14 protein-coding genes are annotated in these 18,143 nt (G+C 63.5%); 7 read left to right on the forward strand and 7 right to left on the reverse strand.

Annotated elements, in window-relative coordinates:
• Positions 1-61: 61 nt before the first annotated feature.
• Genes G369_RS0109830 through G369_RS0109855 form a run of 6 tightly spaced genes read right to left on the reverse strand, consistent with a single transcriptional unit; the run spans position 62 to position 7,538 of the window.
• Positions 62-4,222 (reverse strand): PilC/PilY family type IV pilus protein, encoded by a 4,161-nt coding sequence (locus G369_RS0109830; RefSeq protein ID WP_019653828.1) that lies wholly within the window; start codon positions 4,220-4,222, stop codon positions 62-64.
• A 17-nt stretch (positions 4,223-4,239) separates the two neighbouring features.
• Positions 4,240-4,836, reverse strand: a complete 597-nt coding sequence (locus tag G369_RS0109835) for a pilus assembly PilX family protein (protein ID WP_038114257.1) — start codon at positions 4,834-4,836, stop codon at positions 4,240-4,242.
• Positions 4,833-6,005 (reverse strand): PilW family protein, encoded by a 1,173-nt coding sequence (locus G369_RS0109840; RefSeq protein WP_080647826.1) that lies wholly within the window; start codon positions 6,003-6,005, stop codon positions 4,833-4,835. Before G369_RS0109840 ends, G369_RS0109835 begins: the two co-directional genes overlap by 4 nt.
• The gene (locus tag G369_RS0109845; RefSeq protein WP_019653831.1) at positions 6,002-6,412 is read right to left on the reverse strand and encodes a hypothetical protein; all 411 of its coding nucleotides are present in this window, start codon (positions 6,410-6,412) and stop codon (positions 6,002-6,004) included. Before G369_RS0109845 ends, G369_RS0109840 begins: the two co-directional genes overlap by 4 nt.
• Positions 6,409-7,050, reverse strand: coding sequence for a pilus assembly FimT family protein (locus G369_RS37060; RefSeq protein WP_019653832.1), 642 nt, complete (start codon positions 7,048-7,050; stop codon positions 6,409-6,411). Before G369_RS37060 ends, G369_RS0109845 begins: the two co-directional genes overlap by 4 nt.
• Positions 7,035-7,538, reverse strand: coding sequence for a type IV pilin protein (locus tag G369_RS0109855; protein WP_019653833.1), 504 nt, complete (start codon positions 7,536-7,538; stop codon positions 7,035-7,037). Before G369_RS0109855 ends, G369_RS37060 begins: the two co-directional genes overlap by 16 nt.
• 150 nt (positions 7,539-7,688) lie before the next feature.
• Here G369_RS0109855 and G369_RS35605 point away from each other — a divergent pair, with 150 nt between their 5' ends.
• The 7 genes from G369_RS35605 to G369_RS0109890 all read left to right on the forward strand — a co-directional run bounded on the left by G369_RS35605 (position 7,689) and on the right by G369_RS0109890 (position 17,600).
• Positions 7,689-9,410 carry a PglL family O-oligosaccharyltransferase gene (locus G369_RS35605; protein WP_244164300.1) on the forward strand — a complete coding sequence of 574 codons (1,722 nt, stop codon included), beginning with the start codon at positions 7,689-7,691 and terminating at the stop codon, positions 9,408-9,410.
• A gap of 229 nt (positions 9,411-9,639) precedes the next feature.
• Positions 9,640-10,215 (forward strand): GspH/FimT family pseudopilin, encoded by a 576-nt coding sequence (locus G369_RS37065; RefSeq protein ID WP_019653835.1) that lies wholly within the window; start codon positions 9,640-9,642, stop codon positions 10,213-10,215.
• A gap of 11 nt (positions 10,216-10,226) precedes the next feature.
• A complete protein-coding gene (gene pilV, locus G369_RS0109870; protein ID WP_020723019.1) occupies positions 10,227-10,844 on the forward strand; it encodes a type IV pilus modification protein PilV in 618 nt (205 codons plus the stop codon).
• The gene (locus G369_RS0109875; protein WP_019653837.1) at positions 10,841-11,845 is read left to right on the forward strand and encodes a PilW family protein; all 1,005 of its coding nucleotides are present in this window, start codon (positions 10,841-10,843) and stop codon (positions 11,843-11,845) included. Before pilV ends, G369_RS0109875 begins: the two co-directional genes overlap by 4 nt.
• The gene (locus tag G369_RS0109880) at positions 11,842-12,474 is read left to right on the forward strand and encodes a pilus assembly PilX family protein (RefSeq protein ID WP_019653838.1); all 633 of its coding nucleotides are present in this window, start codon (positions 11,842-11,844) and stop codon (positions 12,472-12,474) included. The genes G369_RS0109875 and G369_RS0109880 overlap by 4 nt, the downstream gene beginning before the upstream one ends.
• Positions 12,475-12,624: 150 nt before the next feature.
• Positions 12,625-17,124 (forward strand): pilus assembly protein, encoded by a 4,500-nt coding sequence (locus G369_RS0109885; protein ID WP_502266756.1) that lies wholly within the window; start codon positions 12,625-12,627, stop codon positions 17,122-17,124.
• Entirely contained in the window at positions 17,121-17,600 is a 480-nt protein-coding gene (locus G369_RS0109890) for a type IV pilin protein (protein ID WP_019653840.1), read from the forward strand. Before G369_RS0109885 ends, G369_RS0109890 begins: the two co-directional genes overlap by 4 nt.
• A gap of 31 nt (positions 17,601-17,631) precedes the next feature.
• Here the strand turns inward: G369_RS0109890 and moaC are convergent, their stop codons facing one another.
• Positions 17,632-18,114 (reverse strand): cyclic pyranopterin monophosphate synthase MoaC, encoded by a 483-nt coding sequence (moaC, locus tag G369_RS0109895; RefSeq protein ID WP_019653841.1) that lies wholly within the window; start codon positions 18,112-18,114, stop codon positions 17,632-17,634.
• Between the last annotated feature and the right edge of the window lie 29 nt (positions 18,115-18,143).

Consider the following 18,143-nt stretch of genomic DNA (forward strand, 5'->3'; position numbering starts at 1 on the left):
ATTTTTGCTGTCTCTACGCGAAGCTGCCGGATGAACGGTTTCTCGGCAAAGCGACTACCGCTCAATCAATCGTCGGCACCTCCCGCCAATTCAACAGACGCAGCCCCGTCCCCTTGCCGAAGTCGATCGGCGGCTGATTCACTTCACCCCTCACATTGCCCGCGATGCCCTGCATCCGGCCATTGTTGTTGATGATCTGGATGTCGGTGATCGCACTGGTGTAGCCGACATAGGCAGCTCCTGTCGTCAGCGCCGTCGTGCCAGACCCATAGTTCACCGCATAAATCCGGCTCTGTCCCGAAGGGCTGCATGCGTCGCCGGTCGTCATCAGGCTGGAGAACACCACGACGCCGTTGAAAGACGTGGCACCGAGCGTCACGCGCCATGTGGTTCCCGACGTTGCGTCGCTACCCAGATCGAGGTACCAGCCCAGCTTCGTTCCCAGGCTGAACACCGTTTTGCCCGTGAGGTTGTCCTCGATCAGGGCGGCCAGGTCGTTGCGCGTGATCGCAGCGGTTCTGCCGCTGTCGAAGCCTGTGGCTGTGCCGTCGATGATGGCGTAGAACGATTGGCCTGCCTTCGAATTGATGTCCACGGTGTCGAGCAGCTGACCGGTGCCGAAGAGCACGTAGCGCTTCTTGCTCTTGGGGTCGATCTCCACCAGCGGCTGCGTCGTGATCGGCTGGGCGCCGCTGGCATCGGCCAAGGTGGCCAGCTTCAGGGGGGCGGGGTAGGCCGCAGTGCTGCCCTTCGCTGCTGTCACGTCGAAACGCCAGAGTTGCCCGTTCAAGTCTCCTGCGTAGAGCGCATCGGCGGTGCCATCCGTGAAGTCGGTGATGTAGGCGGTCAGCTGTGCCAGGCCCGCCGCCGAGGTGCCGGTCTGCACCTTCTCGAGCAGTGCGCCGGTCTTGGGGTTGACGAAGTACACATAGCCGAACCCGTCGGCGTTGTTGTAGCCGGAAGTGAAGACCACGACCCATCCGTACTTCTTGGTCTTCAACACCACCGGCGTGCCGAAGCTGTAGCCCAGCGTGTTGCCCACGCCAGTGGTTGCGTTGGAAAACTCCCAGAGAACCTTGGACTTGATGTTGTCCTCGCTCGTCATGCTCGCGGGATCGGTGATGTCGATGGCATAGAAGCCTTTGCCGCCCTTTCCGAGACCGCCGATCAGAACGGTGTGCCAATCCGAGTTGTTGCCTGTTGGCGTCGTGGTGAAGACGCCGCCGGCGGTATTGAAGTCGATGTCGAAGGCCTTGGGCGACGCGTCGACGTAGTAGTGGTGCTGGTAGTCGGGGTTGCCGAGTTGACGCAGGCCATCGAGCGTGGGTGTAGCCGGACTGCTGGGGCCCGAGAACAGAATGCTCGGCACATAGGCGAACAACTCGTTGCCCGCGCCTGTTCCGGTCAGGGCGCCATTGAACGCGTGCAGCATGCCGTCGTTGGCACCCGCGTAGACGATGGTCGGACGCGAGGCGTAGTCGGTCTTGAACTTCGCATAGCCCGGGTTGACCGTATTCGAGAACTGACTCGAAGGTGGACCGACTGGCGTGACCTTCGCGTTCACGATGTCGCCGAGGAGCAGCGCGCGACGGCGGTAGGGCTTGGTGTCGTCAGTGGTCGTCTTCTCCTTGCTTCGATCGCCGCGCAGGTAGTTCAGGAAGTCGCCGCTGTCGTCGCCCGTCGCCCAAGGCGTGTCGAGGGCGGTGGATTGCGCCGCAGTCAGGTTGGCCTTGCGGAAGGGCACGCCCGCGGTGCCGCTCCAAGTGAGCACCCGGCGCGCGGTATCCCAGCCGGTGCCGGCCAGCTGGCTTTCCAGAGTGCTCGAGCTGTTCCACATCTCCGTGAGCGTCGGTACGCCGTTGGGGAACGTGAGCTGGCTGCCAGAAAGCACGCCCGTCCACCCGTTCGAGTCGTACTGCGACGCGTAAGACGCCGCGCCTGCGGCCGATACCTGCGGGCTCGACAGCGAGAACGACGTGGTGAACGACTTGATCGCGTTGGCGATGCTCGCAAAGGCCTTGGTCAAGCCGTCCACCATCGAGTCGGGCCGTCCGGCCGTGAAGTAGTTGTCCGGCCTCGGCTGGGTGGTGCCGCCGTTGCGGTTGTCGGTAAGCATGTCGCCGCTCGTGGACCACCATGTCTGCGGAATGGTGTCGCTGAAGGTGTACGGGTCGAACGTGCTTTGCATGTTGGTGGGAATCTTGAGACCACCGAACTTCGCAGCCAGGTAGAACTGATTGTTCGCCTGGAATGCCTGTTCGAGCACGTCGACCCAGTAAGTCTGAACGGTCTGCTTGCCGATAGTGCTCGGCGTCTTCGGGTCGTCAGGCCGGATGTCCTTGGTGTTCGCGTCGTAGGCGAGGCCAGCCATGAGTGCCGAGTTGTTGCTGCAGCAGCCGTTCGAGATGTTGGTGCGCGTGCCCAGATCGTTTCCCATCCCTTGCAGTTGGCCGACCTTGTTCGTTGCCGTGACCGCATTGACAGTAGTGTCTGCAGTGACTTTCGCCGGCATTGCTGGTTCGTTGGCTGTGTTCGTATTGCCCGGAACGTTTTTGTCGGCGTGGGTGTAGATGTCGCCGATGCCCAGGACGAAGTTGCGCTGGCACGAATACTGGATCGGATCGTCCCAATTCGTGATGACTGGAAACCCGTCCAGGCGTTTTGCAATGGTGGCTGTGTCGGTAGTGTTTAGGTTGCTCCATTCCGGCACGTTGCCCAGGTTGCGGTAGTAGCGAAGCGCCGCGTAGTAGAGCTCGCTCACTGGGTCGTTCGACTTGTAACTGCCAGGAATGAGCTGACCGAACTTGTTGAGGTAATTGATCACGCCGCTATCGGCAATGGTCACGGTTTTGGTGCTCGTTGCAGTGGCATCTTTCGGGTCGGGGTTCTGAATGAACACGCCCGTGTTTTCATCCCATTCCTTGTTTGCATTCGTGGTATCCGGAAATCCGGGTACCGGCTGCATCGGGCCCACGAACTTCTGCCGCGCGCGCATCACGCCGCCATCGCGGCCGTTGCCATCTTCGTTGAGGTAACCGAACGCGCTGAAGCGCATGCGCCGCGCGTATTGCTGGATCAGGCCCTCGGGCTTCCAGTTATTGCCGTATTGGACGCAGTTGCTTTCGACGCCGCCGGGAGCGGCAGGATTGCAAACCCTGTTGCGCATCGTGTAGTCGTTGGTGACCGCCCCGCCGATATCGCTGGTAAAGGTGCTGAAGTCCTTATCTTTGGGCTTCTTCCACAAGAACTGCATCACCGCGCCGCCGGCGTTCTCGTAGTACTCGATCTTGACGTCGAAGCTTTGACCTGCGGTCAGGGAAACCGTGGCGTCGTAGTTGGTGGCGCCCTGATCGATCCATTTGTCGACGACCAACTGGCCGGAAATCCACAGGCGCACGCCATCGTCGGCCCGCACGCGGAACGTATAGCTGCCTGCGGAGGGCGCAGTGAAAGTACCCGTGAAACGCGCCGCGAAGTTGTCTGCGCCGACGCCGGTCACCGGCGCGCCGTTGCCCCAATCGTGATCTACGGTGTCTTGGGCCACGGTGACGGTTGGCGTGCCGGTCAGCGTCTTGTTGGCGTTGTTGTAGTACTCGCCCTTCAGTGACGCGCCGGATGCCGTGATGCGCATCGCGTACTTGCGGCCGTTGACCGAGATTCCGAGGCTCGTCGAGGTGCTGAATGGCGTGGCACCCGGGATCTCCGCTGCAGGGAGATTGCGGTCGTCGAACAGGCCTTGCCCCGCGTGATAGCCTTTTTCCAGGATGGTGTCGGTCGTCGTGTCCACCACGCGCCTGCCACCCGTCATGGCCCATCGGAACGGATCGATGGTTGCAGTGGCTGCCCAGTTCAGGAAGTTGCCGCTCCACTTGGTGCCGTCGCACTTGTGATTGGTGGCGACGGCTGTCGGGTTGAAGAAGCTCTTGTCGCCCGTGTTGGTTTCGTTGGCTGTAGTGTCCACAACGTACGAATAGCACTTGTTGGGGTCGAAGTAGCCGAGAAAGGTGCTGGTGCTGGCATATGCCGCGGTGTGCGCCGTGCGAGAGGCCGTCGGCCATTCCACAGACAGCGTCAGCGCCAGGTTGCCGGGCACGTTCGAGGTAGCGAAGACAGGCTGGTCGGCGAGGCTGGCTGCGTCGGCTGGCGTGTGAATGCCGAACAGTGCGCCGGCCAGCGCAACCGCGCCGGCCACGCGCGTGGCAAGGATCGAGATGTTGTTCATGGTTCTTTCGCGATGCGTTATTCGGGCTTCGTGAAGGAGGACTGCAGAAAGACCTGCGTGTCGCGAGGACCGTCTACGCGCACGCTCAATCGATAGACCAGTGCCTTGGGCGGAGGCGGGCGCCCCGACTCCTGGACACTGCCGCCGCGCACGTCGGTGGTCGCGGGGGCATACACGCACGTGCTCTTGCTGGAGGCGCCGCTGGTGTTGCAGAGCCGTTCGATGAGGTAGAAGATCTTTACGGAGTCGGCAGTCCGCACGATGGTGTCGGCTGCCTTCGCCTGGTAGAGACTGTCCTTCAGCAGCGCCAGCGGGATGCCACGGTCATTGGTGGCGAGGCTGACCGCACTGTAGTTCGACGCCTTCACGTCGTTGTAGTCGGCGCCAACGGCAGACAAGGCGCCGGTGTTGAACAACGCCAGGGCCTTGACCGCCGCCTGCTCTCCCTGATTGATGAGGTCGCGTTTGAAAGCAAGGTTGCCGGCACTGGAGAGGGTCGTGTTCATCGAGCGCATCACGGCAACGCCGCCCGCGAGCAGGATGACAAGGACGATCAGGCAGATCAGCAGCACGACGCCGCGTTCGCGGCGCTGCCTGCGCAAGGAAGTAATCATGATTTGGGCAGCAGAAGGATGTTGCGCAGGGGAATGGTGAATTCGACGACGCGATAGCGATAGCGGCGGTCGTCGCCGGTCAACGTGACGGCGTCGCGCTGGAGGCCCGTGTCGCTGAACATTGCGGGGATGGTCAGTGAGACAAGATCGCGTTCGAGCGTGGCACTGCGCAGGATCAGGCCCACGCGGACGGCAACCACCTGCCTGCTGAGGCTTCCGTCCAGCATCATGGTCTTGACGTCGAAGCCGGTGGCATCAGGCGCTTTCCACGAATCGATGATGCCGTCCTTGTTGGTGTCCAGCCCGTAGAGTGCGTGCAGTTCCATGACACCGTCGGCCAGGGTCTGGATGGTGTCGGTGCCGTCGCTGCGCAGCAGGTCATAACTGACCAGCGTGTTGTTCGGTCCGATGCCGAAAAGCTGGAACTGCACGTTGTTGGCCGTGTTGCTGCCCAGCGGCGTGAAGTACGCCGTGCCGCTGGCAGCAAGCGACGCCAGTGTCGTGCCCACGCCTGCCGTGTAGTACTTGCCGTTGAGCGTGACGAGTTCGTTGTTCGCGCTGTCGGCGAAGGCCGAGTCAACCTGTTCGAGCAGGCAGTCCGTGGTGCCTACCTGGCTGACCAGCGCGATGTCGTTCGCTTTCAACTGAACGGTGTTGTCCAGGCGAATGATCTTCGGGTCGGTGCCCGCAGAGATGATCGGGCGCGGCACGTCCCCGGCCGCAGCATTCCCGCCCATCATCAGCAGCACGTCGGACTTGCCGTCGGAGGATTGGCCCTTGCCTATCAGCAGTGGCGCGATGCGCAAATCTGCGACGCCTGCCGCGTCGGTCAGGAACTTCTCGAATGGCACCGGAAAGACGGTGGTGCGCGGCAGGATCGCCGTGTTGTTCTGCTTGGCCTGCAGCTTGCACCCGAAGACGCCCAGATCCCATGACTGGGTGAAGCCTGAGCCGGCGCTGCGACCGGCGCGGTCAAGCAGATAGGCTGCGTACGAACCCGATTGGTTGATGTCGTTGACCGACGTCGTCGTGCGCTTGGTGGACTCTCCGAAGATCACGGTGCTGGTGATCGCCAATGTCACCACCAGCGCGATGACCATCGCGACCAGCAACTCTATAAGTGTGAGGCCACGTTCCCGCAAGGCAGGCCGAACTTGTCGAGCGCTCATTGGGGCAACTCCACGTGGGTTGTGAGTTTGCTGCTCGTGCTTTGCGACGGGGCTTGCCAGGTGATCGTCACGTTAGCGGACTTCGCCGTGGCGGCGACGTCGACTTGACCATCCCCGTTGGGGAGGCCTCCTGACTTCGGATCATTGACTCGGGCCTTCCAGGCAGCCAGTGCAGTAGCAGGCACGGTCGTCGATTGGTTGAGCCACATCAGCGCGACCACTTCGTTTGCGAGCAGCGCCGCGCGATTACGGTCCTCGGCATCCACCGAGAAGCTGACGGCCCGGGCCTGCAGGCCGATCAGGCCCAGCAGGCCCAATGAAAAGAGCAGCACCGACACAAGTACCTCGAGCAATGCAACGCCGGCCTGCGCGCGGTGCGGATGAGTTGTTTCGCGAAGCTTTTTCATGGCGAAGCGCAGCCGTCGGGCTGGGAAGCGGAGAGAGTTCTGGCCGGGTCGCACATGCGGACTTGCCCGCCCACTGCTACGGTGACGCGCAGAGGCCGGTCGCCTGTCTTGGTGTCGCTCATCGCGATGTCGTACCGAGCGGCCTCGGCCCTGCACCTTGCCCCTGTAGGGCCTGGCGTATCGTTCTGCACGAGGCGGCCGATCGAGCTGAAGCAGAGCGCCGTTGCAGCGTTCGATGACGTCTGGGGGCCCGTGATCGCCACGTTCGAGCCGACATTGAGAAGGATTCCCCCTTCCACGAATGTTGCGGTCGTATCGGAGTCCGTCGGCACGACTGTGCTGATCGCCCAGTTGCTGCCGTTGACTTTGGTTGTGTAGGTGTTGGTGGTGGGACTGTTGTCGGTCAGGGAGAAAATTACTTGTCGATTGCGCCGGGTAGCCTCGGTCTGTGCTTGCCGCAAGGCGTTCTGCAGCGAATCGCTGACCGTCCGAATCTTGTTGTTGCGCACCCAGCCGAGCATTGAGGGCGTGGCCAGGGCTGCCAGCAGCGCCATGATTGCCACGACCACGATCATCTCGACGAGAGTGAAGCCCTCCGACCGGGCCGGGGAACGGGGGCCTATTACGACGAGGGGCATGCTTGGCCCTTTTTGACGATCCAGGCAGTCGTGCAGCTTGTGGTCCAACCCGACCAAGTGCTAGGCATACCCGTTGTAGCTTGGACGTTCTTCTCAGTGATCGTGTAGACGGCCCCGTTGGCTGGCCCGCTTCCGGTTGCAACGAGCGTGAACGTCGTATCGGTCGGTGCGATGGTTGCGCAACTGATTACGAAGTTTCCAAACGTGCGCTGGCTTGCGGCTACTCCGGCATCGCAAGGCGGCATGATGGTGGCACTGACCTTCGTATACGTGCGGTTGTCCTGAAAGTACCTCTCCATGTTCGCCCGCATGGTCGCCAGCCCATTTGTGGCATCCACCACGTACCCTCGCCGCACGTAGTCCTGGTAGCTCGGAATGGCGATAGCCGCCAGCACGCCGATGATCACCACCGTGATCATGATTTCGATCAGCGTGAAGCCGTGCGCTCGGGAACTGCCGATCCGGCCGCGGGCAGGTTGCTGTTTCATCGGAAGACGCCTTTCAGCCCCGGCCGGCAGAACCGGAAACGGGTTGGAAACAATTGAACATATTTGTTAGATCGTGTCTTCAAATGTTTACTTTTACAAAGCCTCTTGTCTGCCGCCGATGACCACTCGTCGGCCATGCAGCCCCGCAGAATGGGCAAGATGCCCCCGATTGCGGTGCCCATTGCCTCCATTCAGCCTGTTTGCAAGATGCTTGGCTTGACCCGAACAGCGCTGGTTGCGTTAACTTTTGTTTGTCCTTGGGTTGGCGGGCCATCAGCCAGTGCCTGGCAGTTGCTGGTTTCCTGGGCATGTATGGCGGGACTGCTGTTGATCGGCCCCGTTGGCTCGCCTGCCTTGCGGGTCTGGGTGTGGCTCGGCCTCGGCGGGGTCCTCGTTGCGCTTTCCGGATCGGGAGGGCCGGCGGCATGGGGCGGCGCCTGCCTCGCAATTGCCGGCATCGCTGCAGCCGCGAGCGTGGGCAGTGCGTCGGCGCGCGACGGCGGAGGCGTTCCGCTGCTGTTGGCCAGGGGAGTGCTTGCCGCCGGACTCATCAGCGCCGTTCTGGGTTTGCTCCAGTACTACGGGCTTGCCGAACCACTTGTGCCTTGGACGACTGCTCCGGCACTGGGGCAGGCCTACGGAAACCTCCGCCAGCGAAACCAGTTCGCGACCCTGATCAGCATGGCCTGGTGTGCAGCCCTATGGCTCCATGCCACCAACGACGCGTTGAACGTCCGGCGGCGCCTGATGGCGGCCGCCGGGCTCCTGCTGGTCGCGGCGGCGGCGTCGACCTCGCGCACCGGTCTGCTGCAACTGCTGTCGATCATCGCGGTGGCGACTTTCATCGCTATGCGGGAGAGGCGAGGCGCGCCGCGGGGCAGCGCTACCACCTATCGCCTGCCGAGTCCGAAGTGGCTGCTCGCCACCATCCCCCTCTACTTCGCCATCGCCTGGCTCCTCCCCCAATTGGCCGGCGGCGGCGAAGGCGCAGTCGAAAGCATGCTCCAACGCCTGCACACAGGCGCCCCCCAGGACCACAGCCGCCTGATCCTGTGGCGCAACGTGCTCACGCTGATCGCCCAGCACCCTTGGACCGGCTGGGGGTGGGGCGAACTCAGCTTCGCCCACTACAGCACCCGGTACGACGGCGCCCGCTTCGTCGAGATCCTCGACAACGCCCACAACCTCCCGCTGCACCTGGCGGTGGAACTGGGCATTCCCGCCGCCGTGCTGATCTGTGGCGGCTTTCTCTGGATGGTGATTGCCGCGCGACCCTGGCGCGAACGGGATCCCGCCCGCCTGATGGCCTGGGGCATGCTGGGAGCGATCGTGCTGCACAGCCTGCTCGAGTATCCGCTCTGGTATGGCCCGTTCCAGCTGGTGTTTGGCCTGTGCCTCGGCATGCTCTGGCCCGGCAAGGGGCGTTCTGCGATATCCGCGATATGGCCTGCGCTGTCGTCGCTGGCAGCGGTCGCGATGCTGGCGATCGTGGGGCTCGCGGGCTGGGACTACATCCGCGTCAGCCAGATCTATCTGCCTCCTGACGAACGGCGCCCGGCTTACAAGGAAGACACGCTCGCCAAGGTGCGTGGAACCTGGCTGTTCACGCGCCAGGCCGAGTTCGCGGAGTTGACGCTGGTCGCCGTGACACCCGCCAACGCCGCCGAAATGCACTCGCTCGCGCAGCGGGTGATCCATTTCTCGCCGGAGCCGCGCGTCATCATCAAGCTGATCGAGAGCGCCCGGCTGCTCGGGCGCGACGCTGAAGCGAGGGCGCAGGCGGAGCGTTTCAGCGAGGTCTATCCGCAGGAATTCGCCCGCTGGCTGAAAGAAGCCGATCGCGACCCGGCACAGCTGCCGCCGCCGCAGTAGAGCAACAGAAGTGGATCGGCAGGCCGCTCGTGCGAGCTGGCCATTGGCATCGAGCGCGAGCGCCCGGCTTCGCGGTACGAGCGTGACTTTTTCTACGGCCTTCGCCCGCATGAGCTCCAGTCGTCGAACGGTCGCGCGCGGCTGACAAGCGGCATCTTTAATACTTTCAAACTCATTTAGCATCGAAAAACACATATAGACACAAGCGTTGCGAGGGAGGACTCCAACCATGCTCATGAAGCGCAAGGCGTTTCATTCCAGCGGCTTCACGCTCATCGAACTCGTCGTCGTCGTCACGATGATGGGCATCCTGCTTTCGCTGGCCGTGCCCAGCTTCGTCGCGATGCAGAGGAGCTCTGCTGCCGCGACGCTCGGCAACGAATTCGCCATGGCCATCGGCTTCGCGCGCTCCGAGGCGATCGCAACGAACAAGTGCGTCACCGTCTGCGCTCCCGCGGACATCACGGTCGCGGATCCGGTCTGTACCCAAAGAGGGCGCGAATGGAGCGGCGGCTGGATCGTCTTCTCCAATCCCAAGTGCGACAGCGTCGCGACCGATGACACTGCGCGGCTGCTGAAGTTCTACATCGGCAGGACGGGCGGCCCCACGCTGACCGCGCCCACCGGCAAGGTCGCGACACTGCGGTTCGATGCGCGAGGCCGATCGAGTCTTGCCGGACAGCAGGTGCTGGATCTCGCGCCCGCAGGCGGCTCCGCCACCAAGGTCATGTGCCTGGACATGATGGGACGCGCCCGCGTCGGCAACGTCGGCGGCATCAGCTGCAACGACAGCAACCAGAACTAGGCGGGGGACGGATGATGTTTCGCGCTCGTCAATCGGGTGTGGCGCTGATCGAGGCGCTGGTCGCTCTCCTGGTTTTTTCGCTCGGGCTGGTTGCCATCGCGAGCCTGCTGGCCGTCGCGCTGAAGTACCAGACCGGCAATGAGGCCCGGCTGAACGTCTCGGCCGTGATCGACGACCTGTCCGAGAGGATCCGCGTCAACGCGCCCGGAGCGAATGGATATTCGGGTGTCGTCGCAGGTGTCGGCGTGGAGGGCAAGGGTTATCTGCTGACCGACGCCTATTCGGAGCAGGTCGCCGAGGTGGCCACCGAACCGGCGAAGGATTGCGCGAGCGCTGTCTGCACACCGGCGGAGCTGGCCGTCTTCGACCTTGCCCGCTGGAAGAACATCCTGCGCGCCGCGTTGCCGGGGGGCGCCGGCTACGTCACCGGGGATGTCCGCGCCGGGTTCGACGTCAGCGTCATGTGGTTCGACAAAGGCGCTGTAGATGAGAAGGGCGACGCCCTGGAGCAGGCCGCTTGCACCAGGAAGAAGGAGGACCTGCAAACGGGCTCCGCACGTTTTTGCTGCCCCGAGGGAGCGAAGGCACCGGCTGGCGTGCGCTGCTATACCGCGAGGGTCCTTCCATGAAAAGCCGTGCTTGCAGGTCGCGCGGCCTCACGCTGGTCGAACTGCTGGTAGCCATCGTGATCGGGCTGCTGCTCGTTGCCGCGGCGGGCTACCTGTTCATCTCGACGACACGGGCCTCAAGGGCCATCGACGCCAGCGCGCAGCAGCAGGAGGCCGCGAGCGTCGTGCTGGACATCATCGGCCGCGACCTGAAGAACGCGGGCTTCTATCCCGCCAGCTTTCCCGTCTCCAGCGAATCCCCGAGGTTCCAGGGCGCTTACTCGAACATCGTCTCGGCCTCGGCCCACGCCTTCGACCAGGGCATCTTCGGATGCAGCTCGGGGCTGTTCGACGTGGAGAAGGGTACTTGCCCTGCAGTCAAGGACGGAGAGCCCGATTCGCTCGTCGTCAACTACTTCTCTGCCGACAACTTCGAGACCGAAGGCGTGGGCACGAGAAAGGACTGCCTGCGCCAGGACGTGGAGCTCGCCGAGTTCGGTGGAACGAAGTACAACGAAGCTCGCGCTGGCAGCGGTGCGAAAGGCACGGGCACCGTCGCGCTGCCGCTGTTCATCAGCAACGTCTACGGCCTCGGCGCGAGCTACACCTATCAGCAGGACGGCCGGTCCATCTCGACGCGCAGCTTCCGCTGCGCCGGCAACGGACCCAACACCAAGCCTTATCAGCCCATCGTGCCGGGCGTCACCCAGCTGAGGTTCCGCTACGGCGTCTCCGAGGCCAATACGCTCGAAGCGCCTGCGCGTTTCTTCACGGCAACGGAAGTCAACCGTCTTTCGGTCGCCACCATCAACGGGGAGAGCAAGACGGGATGGCAGCGCGTCGTCGCCGTCCAGGTGTGCGTGATGACCAGGACGCTCGACGCCTCCGTGAGGCAGACATCCGGCGGAAGCTATGTGGACTGCGACGGCACCTCCGTCTCGTTCACCGATTCGGATCGCGCCGTCTACAAGCAGCAGACCCGCATCTTCGGCGTCCGCAACAACCTCACGAGGACATTTTGAAGATCCCGCGCTACCCTGCCGCCGAACGCGGACTCGCCATGGTCGTGGTGCTGGTGTTCATCCTGATCCTGTCGGGCGTTGCCGCCTTCGCCGTGCGGCGCGTGATGTTCGGCGAGCACGTCGCGCGCAATGTGCTCGACATGGAGGTCGCCAGGCAGGCGGCAGAGGCTGCCCTGCGCGATGCGGAGCGAGACATCTCCCTTGCAGCCGACGTGGAGGGCGCAGCCTGCGCACGTGGCGACGACCGTCCTATCAATTCGGCCTACGGCGAGCCGAACTTCGGCACCGACTGCCCGCGTGGCCAGTGCCGCTTCGGCGACCAAAGCCCCGCGGCCTATTACGCAGCCAGCAACTCCAAGTCGAAGACCAATCCCGAGCCCTGGTGGCCGGCGGCCATGGGCGGTGTCGGCTGGAAGGCGTCTCCGCCCTCGACCTGCAATTTCACCGGCGCGGTGCCGCTCGGCACCTTCACCGGCACGCCTGGAGTCACTGGCGTGTCGCGCCAGCCCGAGTATCTCATCGAGTACATGCAGCGCGGGGACGACATCTATTTCAGGAATACCGCCCGCGGCTGGGGGCTCGATCCGAACACCGAAGTCGTGCTGCAAAGCTACTTCAAGCGAAGCTGAAAAATGAAATCATCGATCCCGAAGCTGGTTGCGATGCTGGCACTGGTTGGCGCCGCCGCTTCCAATGCCCAGATCCAGGCGATTCCGCCCAATGTGAATCCGGACCCCAACCTCCCGATGGTGGTGCTGAACGTGTCCAAGGACTACAGCATGTTCAGCCGCGCCTACACCGACTACGAAGACCTGAACTTCGACGGCAGCATCGATTATTTCTTCCTGCCCCATTTCAAGTACTACGGCTACTTCGATCCCACGAAGTGCTACAGCTACAGCACGCAAAGCGGCAATTTCGTTCCGAACAAATTGGCCGACAGGGAAACGGTCAACGGAGATCCTGCGGGCTCGCAAAGGTATTACTGCGCCGGCGCATCCGCGACCACATCCAGCCTCTGGAGCGGCAATTTCCTGAACTGGGCCACCATGTCCCGGATGGATGTGCTGCGCAAGATCCTCTACGGCGGCTTGCGTTCCACCGACGAGGCCGGCTCGCCGGGCAGACCCGGCAAGACCGTGCTCGAAATGGCATTCGTGCCTCGCAACAGCCAAGCCTATGCGAAATACTACAACGGCCGCGACTTGATCCGCCTCACGCCGTTCTCCTATGCGAGCGGACTGACCCTGTGCCGGCGTCATGAAAATCCCGGAAGCGGCGATACGCAGGAGTCGCAGGTATCCACTTTGAGGCCCGTGATTCGTGCGGCCGAAGGCAACTACATCCTCTGGAACATGACGGAAGTCCTGAGCTGCAACTGGAGCAACGAGCAACGATATGGGTGGCAGCCGTCGACCGTGCAGTTCATGACCGACAACTATGTGGGAGCTGGCGGCGCATCGGCCCACAACGGCAGGTTACCTTCAAGGGCCGACGAATACCTGGCCCGCGTCGAGGTCTGCAAGAAGGACCTCATCGGGGAAGAGCGCTGCAAGCAGTATCCGAACTCGAACCTGAAACCCATCGGCCTGCTCAATGAATTCGGCGAAAGCAGTAATTACGGCCAGAGCCCGGCCAAGGCCGAGTTCGCGATGTTTCTCGGTTCCTTCGACACCAATCTGGATGGCGGCGTGCTTCGAAAGAACATGTCGGAGATCAACGACGAGATCGATGCGCAGACCGGCGTGTTCAAGGTTTTTTCCAACGCCAACGACCGCGGCATCATCTATTCGCTGAACCGGCTGAGGCCGTTCGGGTACAACCCCTCAGAGGGAAAGTACTGGGCGGGAAACGGCCCGGACAACTGCAACTCCGTAAGCATCAAAAATGGAAAGTGCCCGTCATGGGGCAATCCGATCGGCGAAATTCTCCTGGAGGGGCTGCGTTACTACGCCCACCCCGAAACAAAGGCTCTCTACAGTGGCGGAGAGAAGGACAGTGCTCTCGGCCTGCCGTCTCCCTCCTGGATAGATCCACTCACGTCGAATCCGGTCTACGCGGCTTCCGGAAAGTCGCGCGAGTCGCTCTATGGCAAGAACATCTGCCGCCCGCTCAACATGGTCACCGTCTCCAGCGGCGTGGGAACCTTCGATGGAGACAAGATGGGTGCTTTCAACGAACGCGCTTCAGGCATCGGCGCACCGCATAGCGCCGCCTATTACACGGACCTCATCGGCAACTCCGAGCATGAAGGCATTTCGGGCACGACCCGCCTGGCGGGCTCCAACGGCACGGACGTCAACGGCATCTGCACCGGCAAGCTCATCGGCAACCTGAGCCTCGTGGCGGGCCTGTGCCCCGAGGCGCCGAACATGCGGGGCACCTATCTTGGCGCGGGCGCCGCCTACTACGCGCATGTGAACCGCATTCGCTCCAACCTGACCGTGCCCGTGGACGCCAACGCCAACGTGTTGAAGGTCCGGCAGTACGCGGTGACGATGTCGGGTGGGTCGGCGTCCATCCGCATTCCGGTTCCGGGGTCCAATCCAAGCAAATACGTCTTCATCACCCCCGCCAGCATTGATTGGAGCGGTACACCCCCTCTCCCGGGCAACATGGTGGACTTCAAGGTCCTGAGGCGCGCGGCGAACGGCGAATCGGGAACCTTTCTCGTGCTCTGGCAGCACCAGGCGCTCGGCGAAGACCAGGACCAGGACATGCTCGGCTCGATCCGATACGAGACCGATGCGAGCACCACGCCGCCCACGCTGCGCATCTTCACGCAGACCCTGGAGTCGAACACCGGGCATGCCAAGCCCTTTGCCTTCGGCTACACCGTGGTGGGCAGCGACAAGGACGGGAGCCACTTCCACAGCGGCATCAACAACTATGCCTCCGGAGAGTCGAATGTCGTCTACGCTTCCTCCAGCGAGCAGGCCGCGCCCAGGCACACGGAAGACAAGTGCTATCTGAACGACGACGGGACAACACCGCCCGACTGGCGTTACGACAAGGCCCCGCGCCTGTGCGTGAAGATCGGCGACGTATTCGTCAAGGGCGAGACCCGGCTCGACTACAAGATGATCGGCTCAGGCGACGTAGCGATCCAGGACCCCCTCTGGTACGTTGCCAAGTACGGCGGCTTCAAGGACTCCGAGAAGAATCCGACCGGATTCCCCGACGCCGTCTCCAAGTGGGACGTCAAGCGTGCCGACGGCGCCGCCTGCGGGGCTGCCGGCCAGCCCAACTGCAGCGACGGCATTCCTGACAACTACTTCCTCGCCCGGCGCCCGGACCTGCTCGAGGAATCGCTGCGGCAGGTCTTCGCGGACATCACCGGGAATTCGAACTCCGCCCCGGCCGTGTCGCGTCCCGACCTGCGCGCCGGCGACTACAAGTACGTCGCGAACTTCTCGGCCTCCGACCTGCACGGCGAGTTGCTGTCGTACCGGCTGGATTCGGCAGGCAATTTCGGCAGCACGCCCTCCGCGAGGGGGCAGGTCAACCTCACGAACGCGACGACGCGCGAGATCATCACGAACCTCGGTACCACCGGCGTGCCGTTCACCTATGCAGGCCTGAACGTCTCCGCGGGCGCTGCATACCTGGCCGGCCTCAATGCATCGACGAGCGTGCAGCAGGACATCATCGGCTACCTGCGCGGCACCCGCACCAGGGAGAAGCTGTACGGCGGCACCTTCCGCGACCGGAATTCGGATTCGATCATGGGCGGCGTGGTCAATTCCAACCCCTGGCTCCAGGACCGGCCCGCGGCCAATTTCTTCGGCTCCGTCTTCGAGGGCTACGGCACCTTCAAGACCGCACAGAAGTCGCGCGCCAAGCTGGTCTGGGTGGGCGCCGCGGACGGCATGCTCCACGCCTTCACCGCCGATACGCTGATGCCGGTGATGTCCTATGTGCCGCAGGCGCTCTCCTCGCGCCTCAGGGAGTTGCCGGACGCCACCATCACCGAGTTGCGCGCCTATGCGGACGGGTCTCCCTTCACCGCGGACGTGAAGACTGCCGCCGAGACCAACCCGTGGAAGACCTACCTCTTCTCCAGCCTCGGGCGTGGCGCGAAGGCGATCTTCGCGCTCGACGTGACGTCGCCTGGGGCGCTGACCGAGGCGAATGCCGCCAGCATCTACAAGTGGCAATTCACTGCCGCGGACGATGCCGATCTCGGCTACGTGATCTCCGAGGGCGGGGTGCATCCGGCAAGCAATCAGGCCGCGCAGGTCGCCAGGATGGCCAACGGCAAGTTCGCCGTGCTCTTCGGCAACGGCGTGTCGAGCACGTCGGGCAAGACCGTGCTCTACATCCTCTTCATCGACGGGCCGAGCTCCGCCGGAAAGTGGGTCGACAACACCCACTACAAGCGCATCGAGGTCGGCACGGCGGGCGGCGGCGGACTGATGCAGCCCACCTGGCTCGATATCAACGACGACGGCATCGCCGACGCGATCTATGCGGGCGATCTCAAGGGCAACATGTGGAAGTTCGACGTCTCCAGCACCGATGTGACGGACTGGAAGGAGGCCTACGGCAAACCGCTGTACGCGGCGCTGGACGCTTCGAGCAAGACGCTGCCGATCACGACTGCGCCGGTGCTGCGCTTTCATCCCCACGGCGGCCAGGTCGTGGTGTTCGGCACGGGGCAGTCGATCTTTTCCGGCGACTTCCCCGACACGGTACGGCAGCACCGCATCTTCGGAATCTGGGACAAGCCGGGCTATGCCGCCGCCCCCGGCGCCATTCCCTCGGGCGTCACCGATCTCCAGCAGCGCACGTGGGGCCTCGACACGGCGAAGGCCGAGGCGATCGTCCAGAGCGCCACCGATGCCATCGACTGGAGCAGCAAGAAGGGCTGGTATGTGAATATTCCAACGTCGTTGTCTTCGGGCATGGTGCTGGGCAATCCGAAGGCCGTGGGCAAGGACGTCAACATTCCCATCGTCTACAAGAAGGCAACGCAGGGCGTCGTGTGCGCCGACACCGGAGTGGGCGCGGACGTGCAGGTGAACGGTGTCGCGGGCGTCTCCATGACGCCGAATCTCTTCGGCATTGCCGGCGCTGCCGGTGCGGTGATCGGCATCGTCGGCCTCGACCAGCGCTTCGCCATTCCCGAGGACTCGACCGCCCGCTGCACCGCGGGCCTGTCCTGCGCCCGGATCGTCGGGCCGAACTCGGACGTCACGATGAAGAGGAACACCACCCAGTCGCGGATCTTCTGGCGCGAGATCCCCGGCCTGAAGACCACCGTGGAGAAGCACCGATGAGCGCGGCGCGCAAACGTGCGGGAGGCTTCACGCTGGTCGAGGTGATGATCACGGTGGTCATCATCGCGATCCTCAGCGCCATCGCCTACCCGAGCTACAAGGAGCAGATCGCCAAGGGCAAGCGCGCGCAGGTGAAGGCCTCGCTCTCCCAGGCCCAGCAGTGGCTGGAGCGGCACTACAGCGAGAACTACAGCTACGCGAAGACGGCGGGCGGAGCAGACATCAACGCGGACGGCGGGATCTTCAAGACACAGTTCGGCACTTCACCGTTGCCGGGCGAAGGGGCTGCCAACTACACCATCGCGCTGACACCCAACGACACGGGCACCGGCTACAGCCTGAAGGCGACCCGCACGGGTTCGATGAGCGGAGACCGTTGCGGCGACTATGTCGTCACCCACACCGGACGGAAATCGGTCGAGAACTACACGGGCTTCGATGCGGCGCTCGCGGCTGCGAGCGAATGCTGGAACTGAGCCGCGGTTCCCGGGTTCCTGAGAAGGCGGGCTACCCCGCCACCCAGCTGCCCGACTTGCCCCCATGCTTCTCCAGCACATGCACGTCGGTGATCCGCATGCCACGGTCCACCGCCTTGCACATGTCGTAGATCGTCAGCAGCGCTACCTGCACGGCGGTCAGCGCCTCCATCTCCACCCCTGTAGGCCCGACGGTCTCCACGGTCGCCGTGCAGACCACCTGGGGCGCGCTTCCTGCGTCGGCCAGCGCGAACGCCACCGCAACCCGGGTGAGAGCCAGCGGGTGGCACAGCGGAATCAGGTCGCTGGTCTTCTTGGCCGCCTGGATGCCCGCGATGCGCGCGATGCCCAGCACGTCGCCCTTCTTCGCGGTGCCGGACTCGATCAGCGCGAGCGTCGCCGCCTGCATCTCGATGCGGCCGGTGGCGACGGCCACGCGGTGGGTGGCGGGCTTGGCGGCCACGTCGACCATATGGGCCTGGCCCTGGGCGTCAAAATGGGTGAGGGTGCTCATGGGTGAACGATCGGGTTGGACGTGCATCA

The sequence above is a fragment of the Variovorax atrisoli 110B genome (assembly GCF_000382045.1).
Taxonomy (GTDB): domain Bacteria; phylum Pseudomonadota; class Gammaproteobacteria; order Burkholderiales; family Burkholderiaceae_C; genus Variovorax; species Variovorax atrisoli.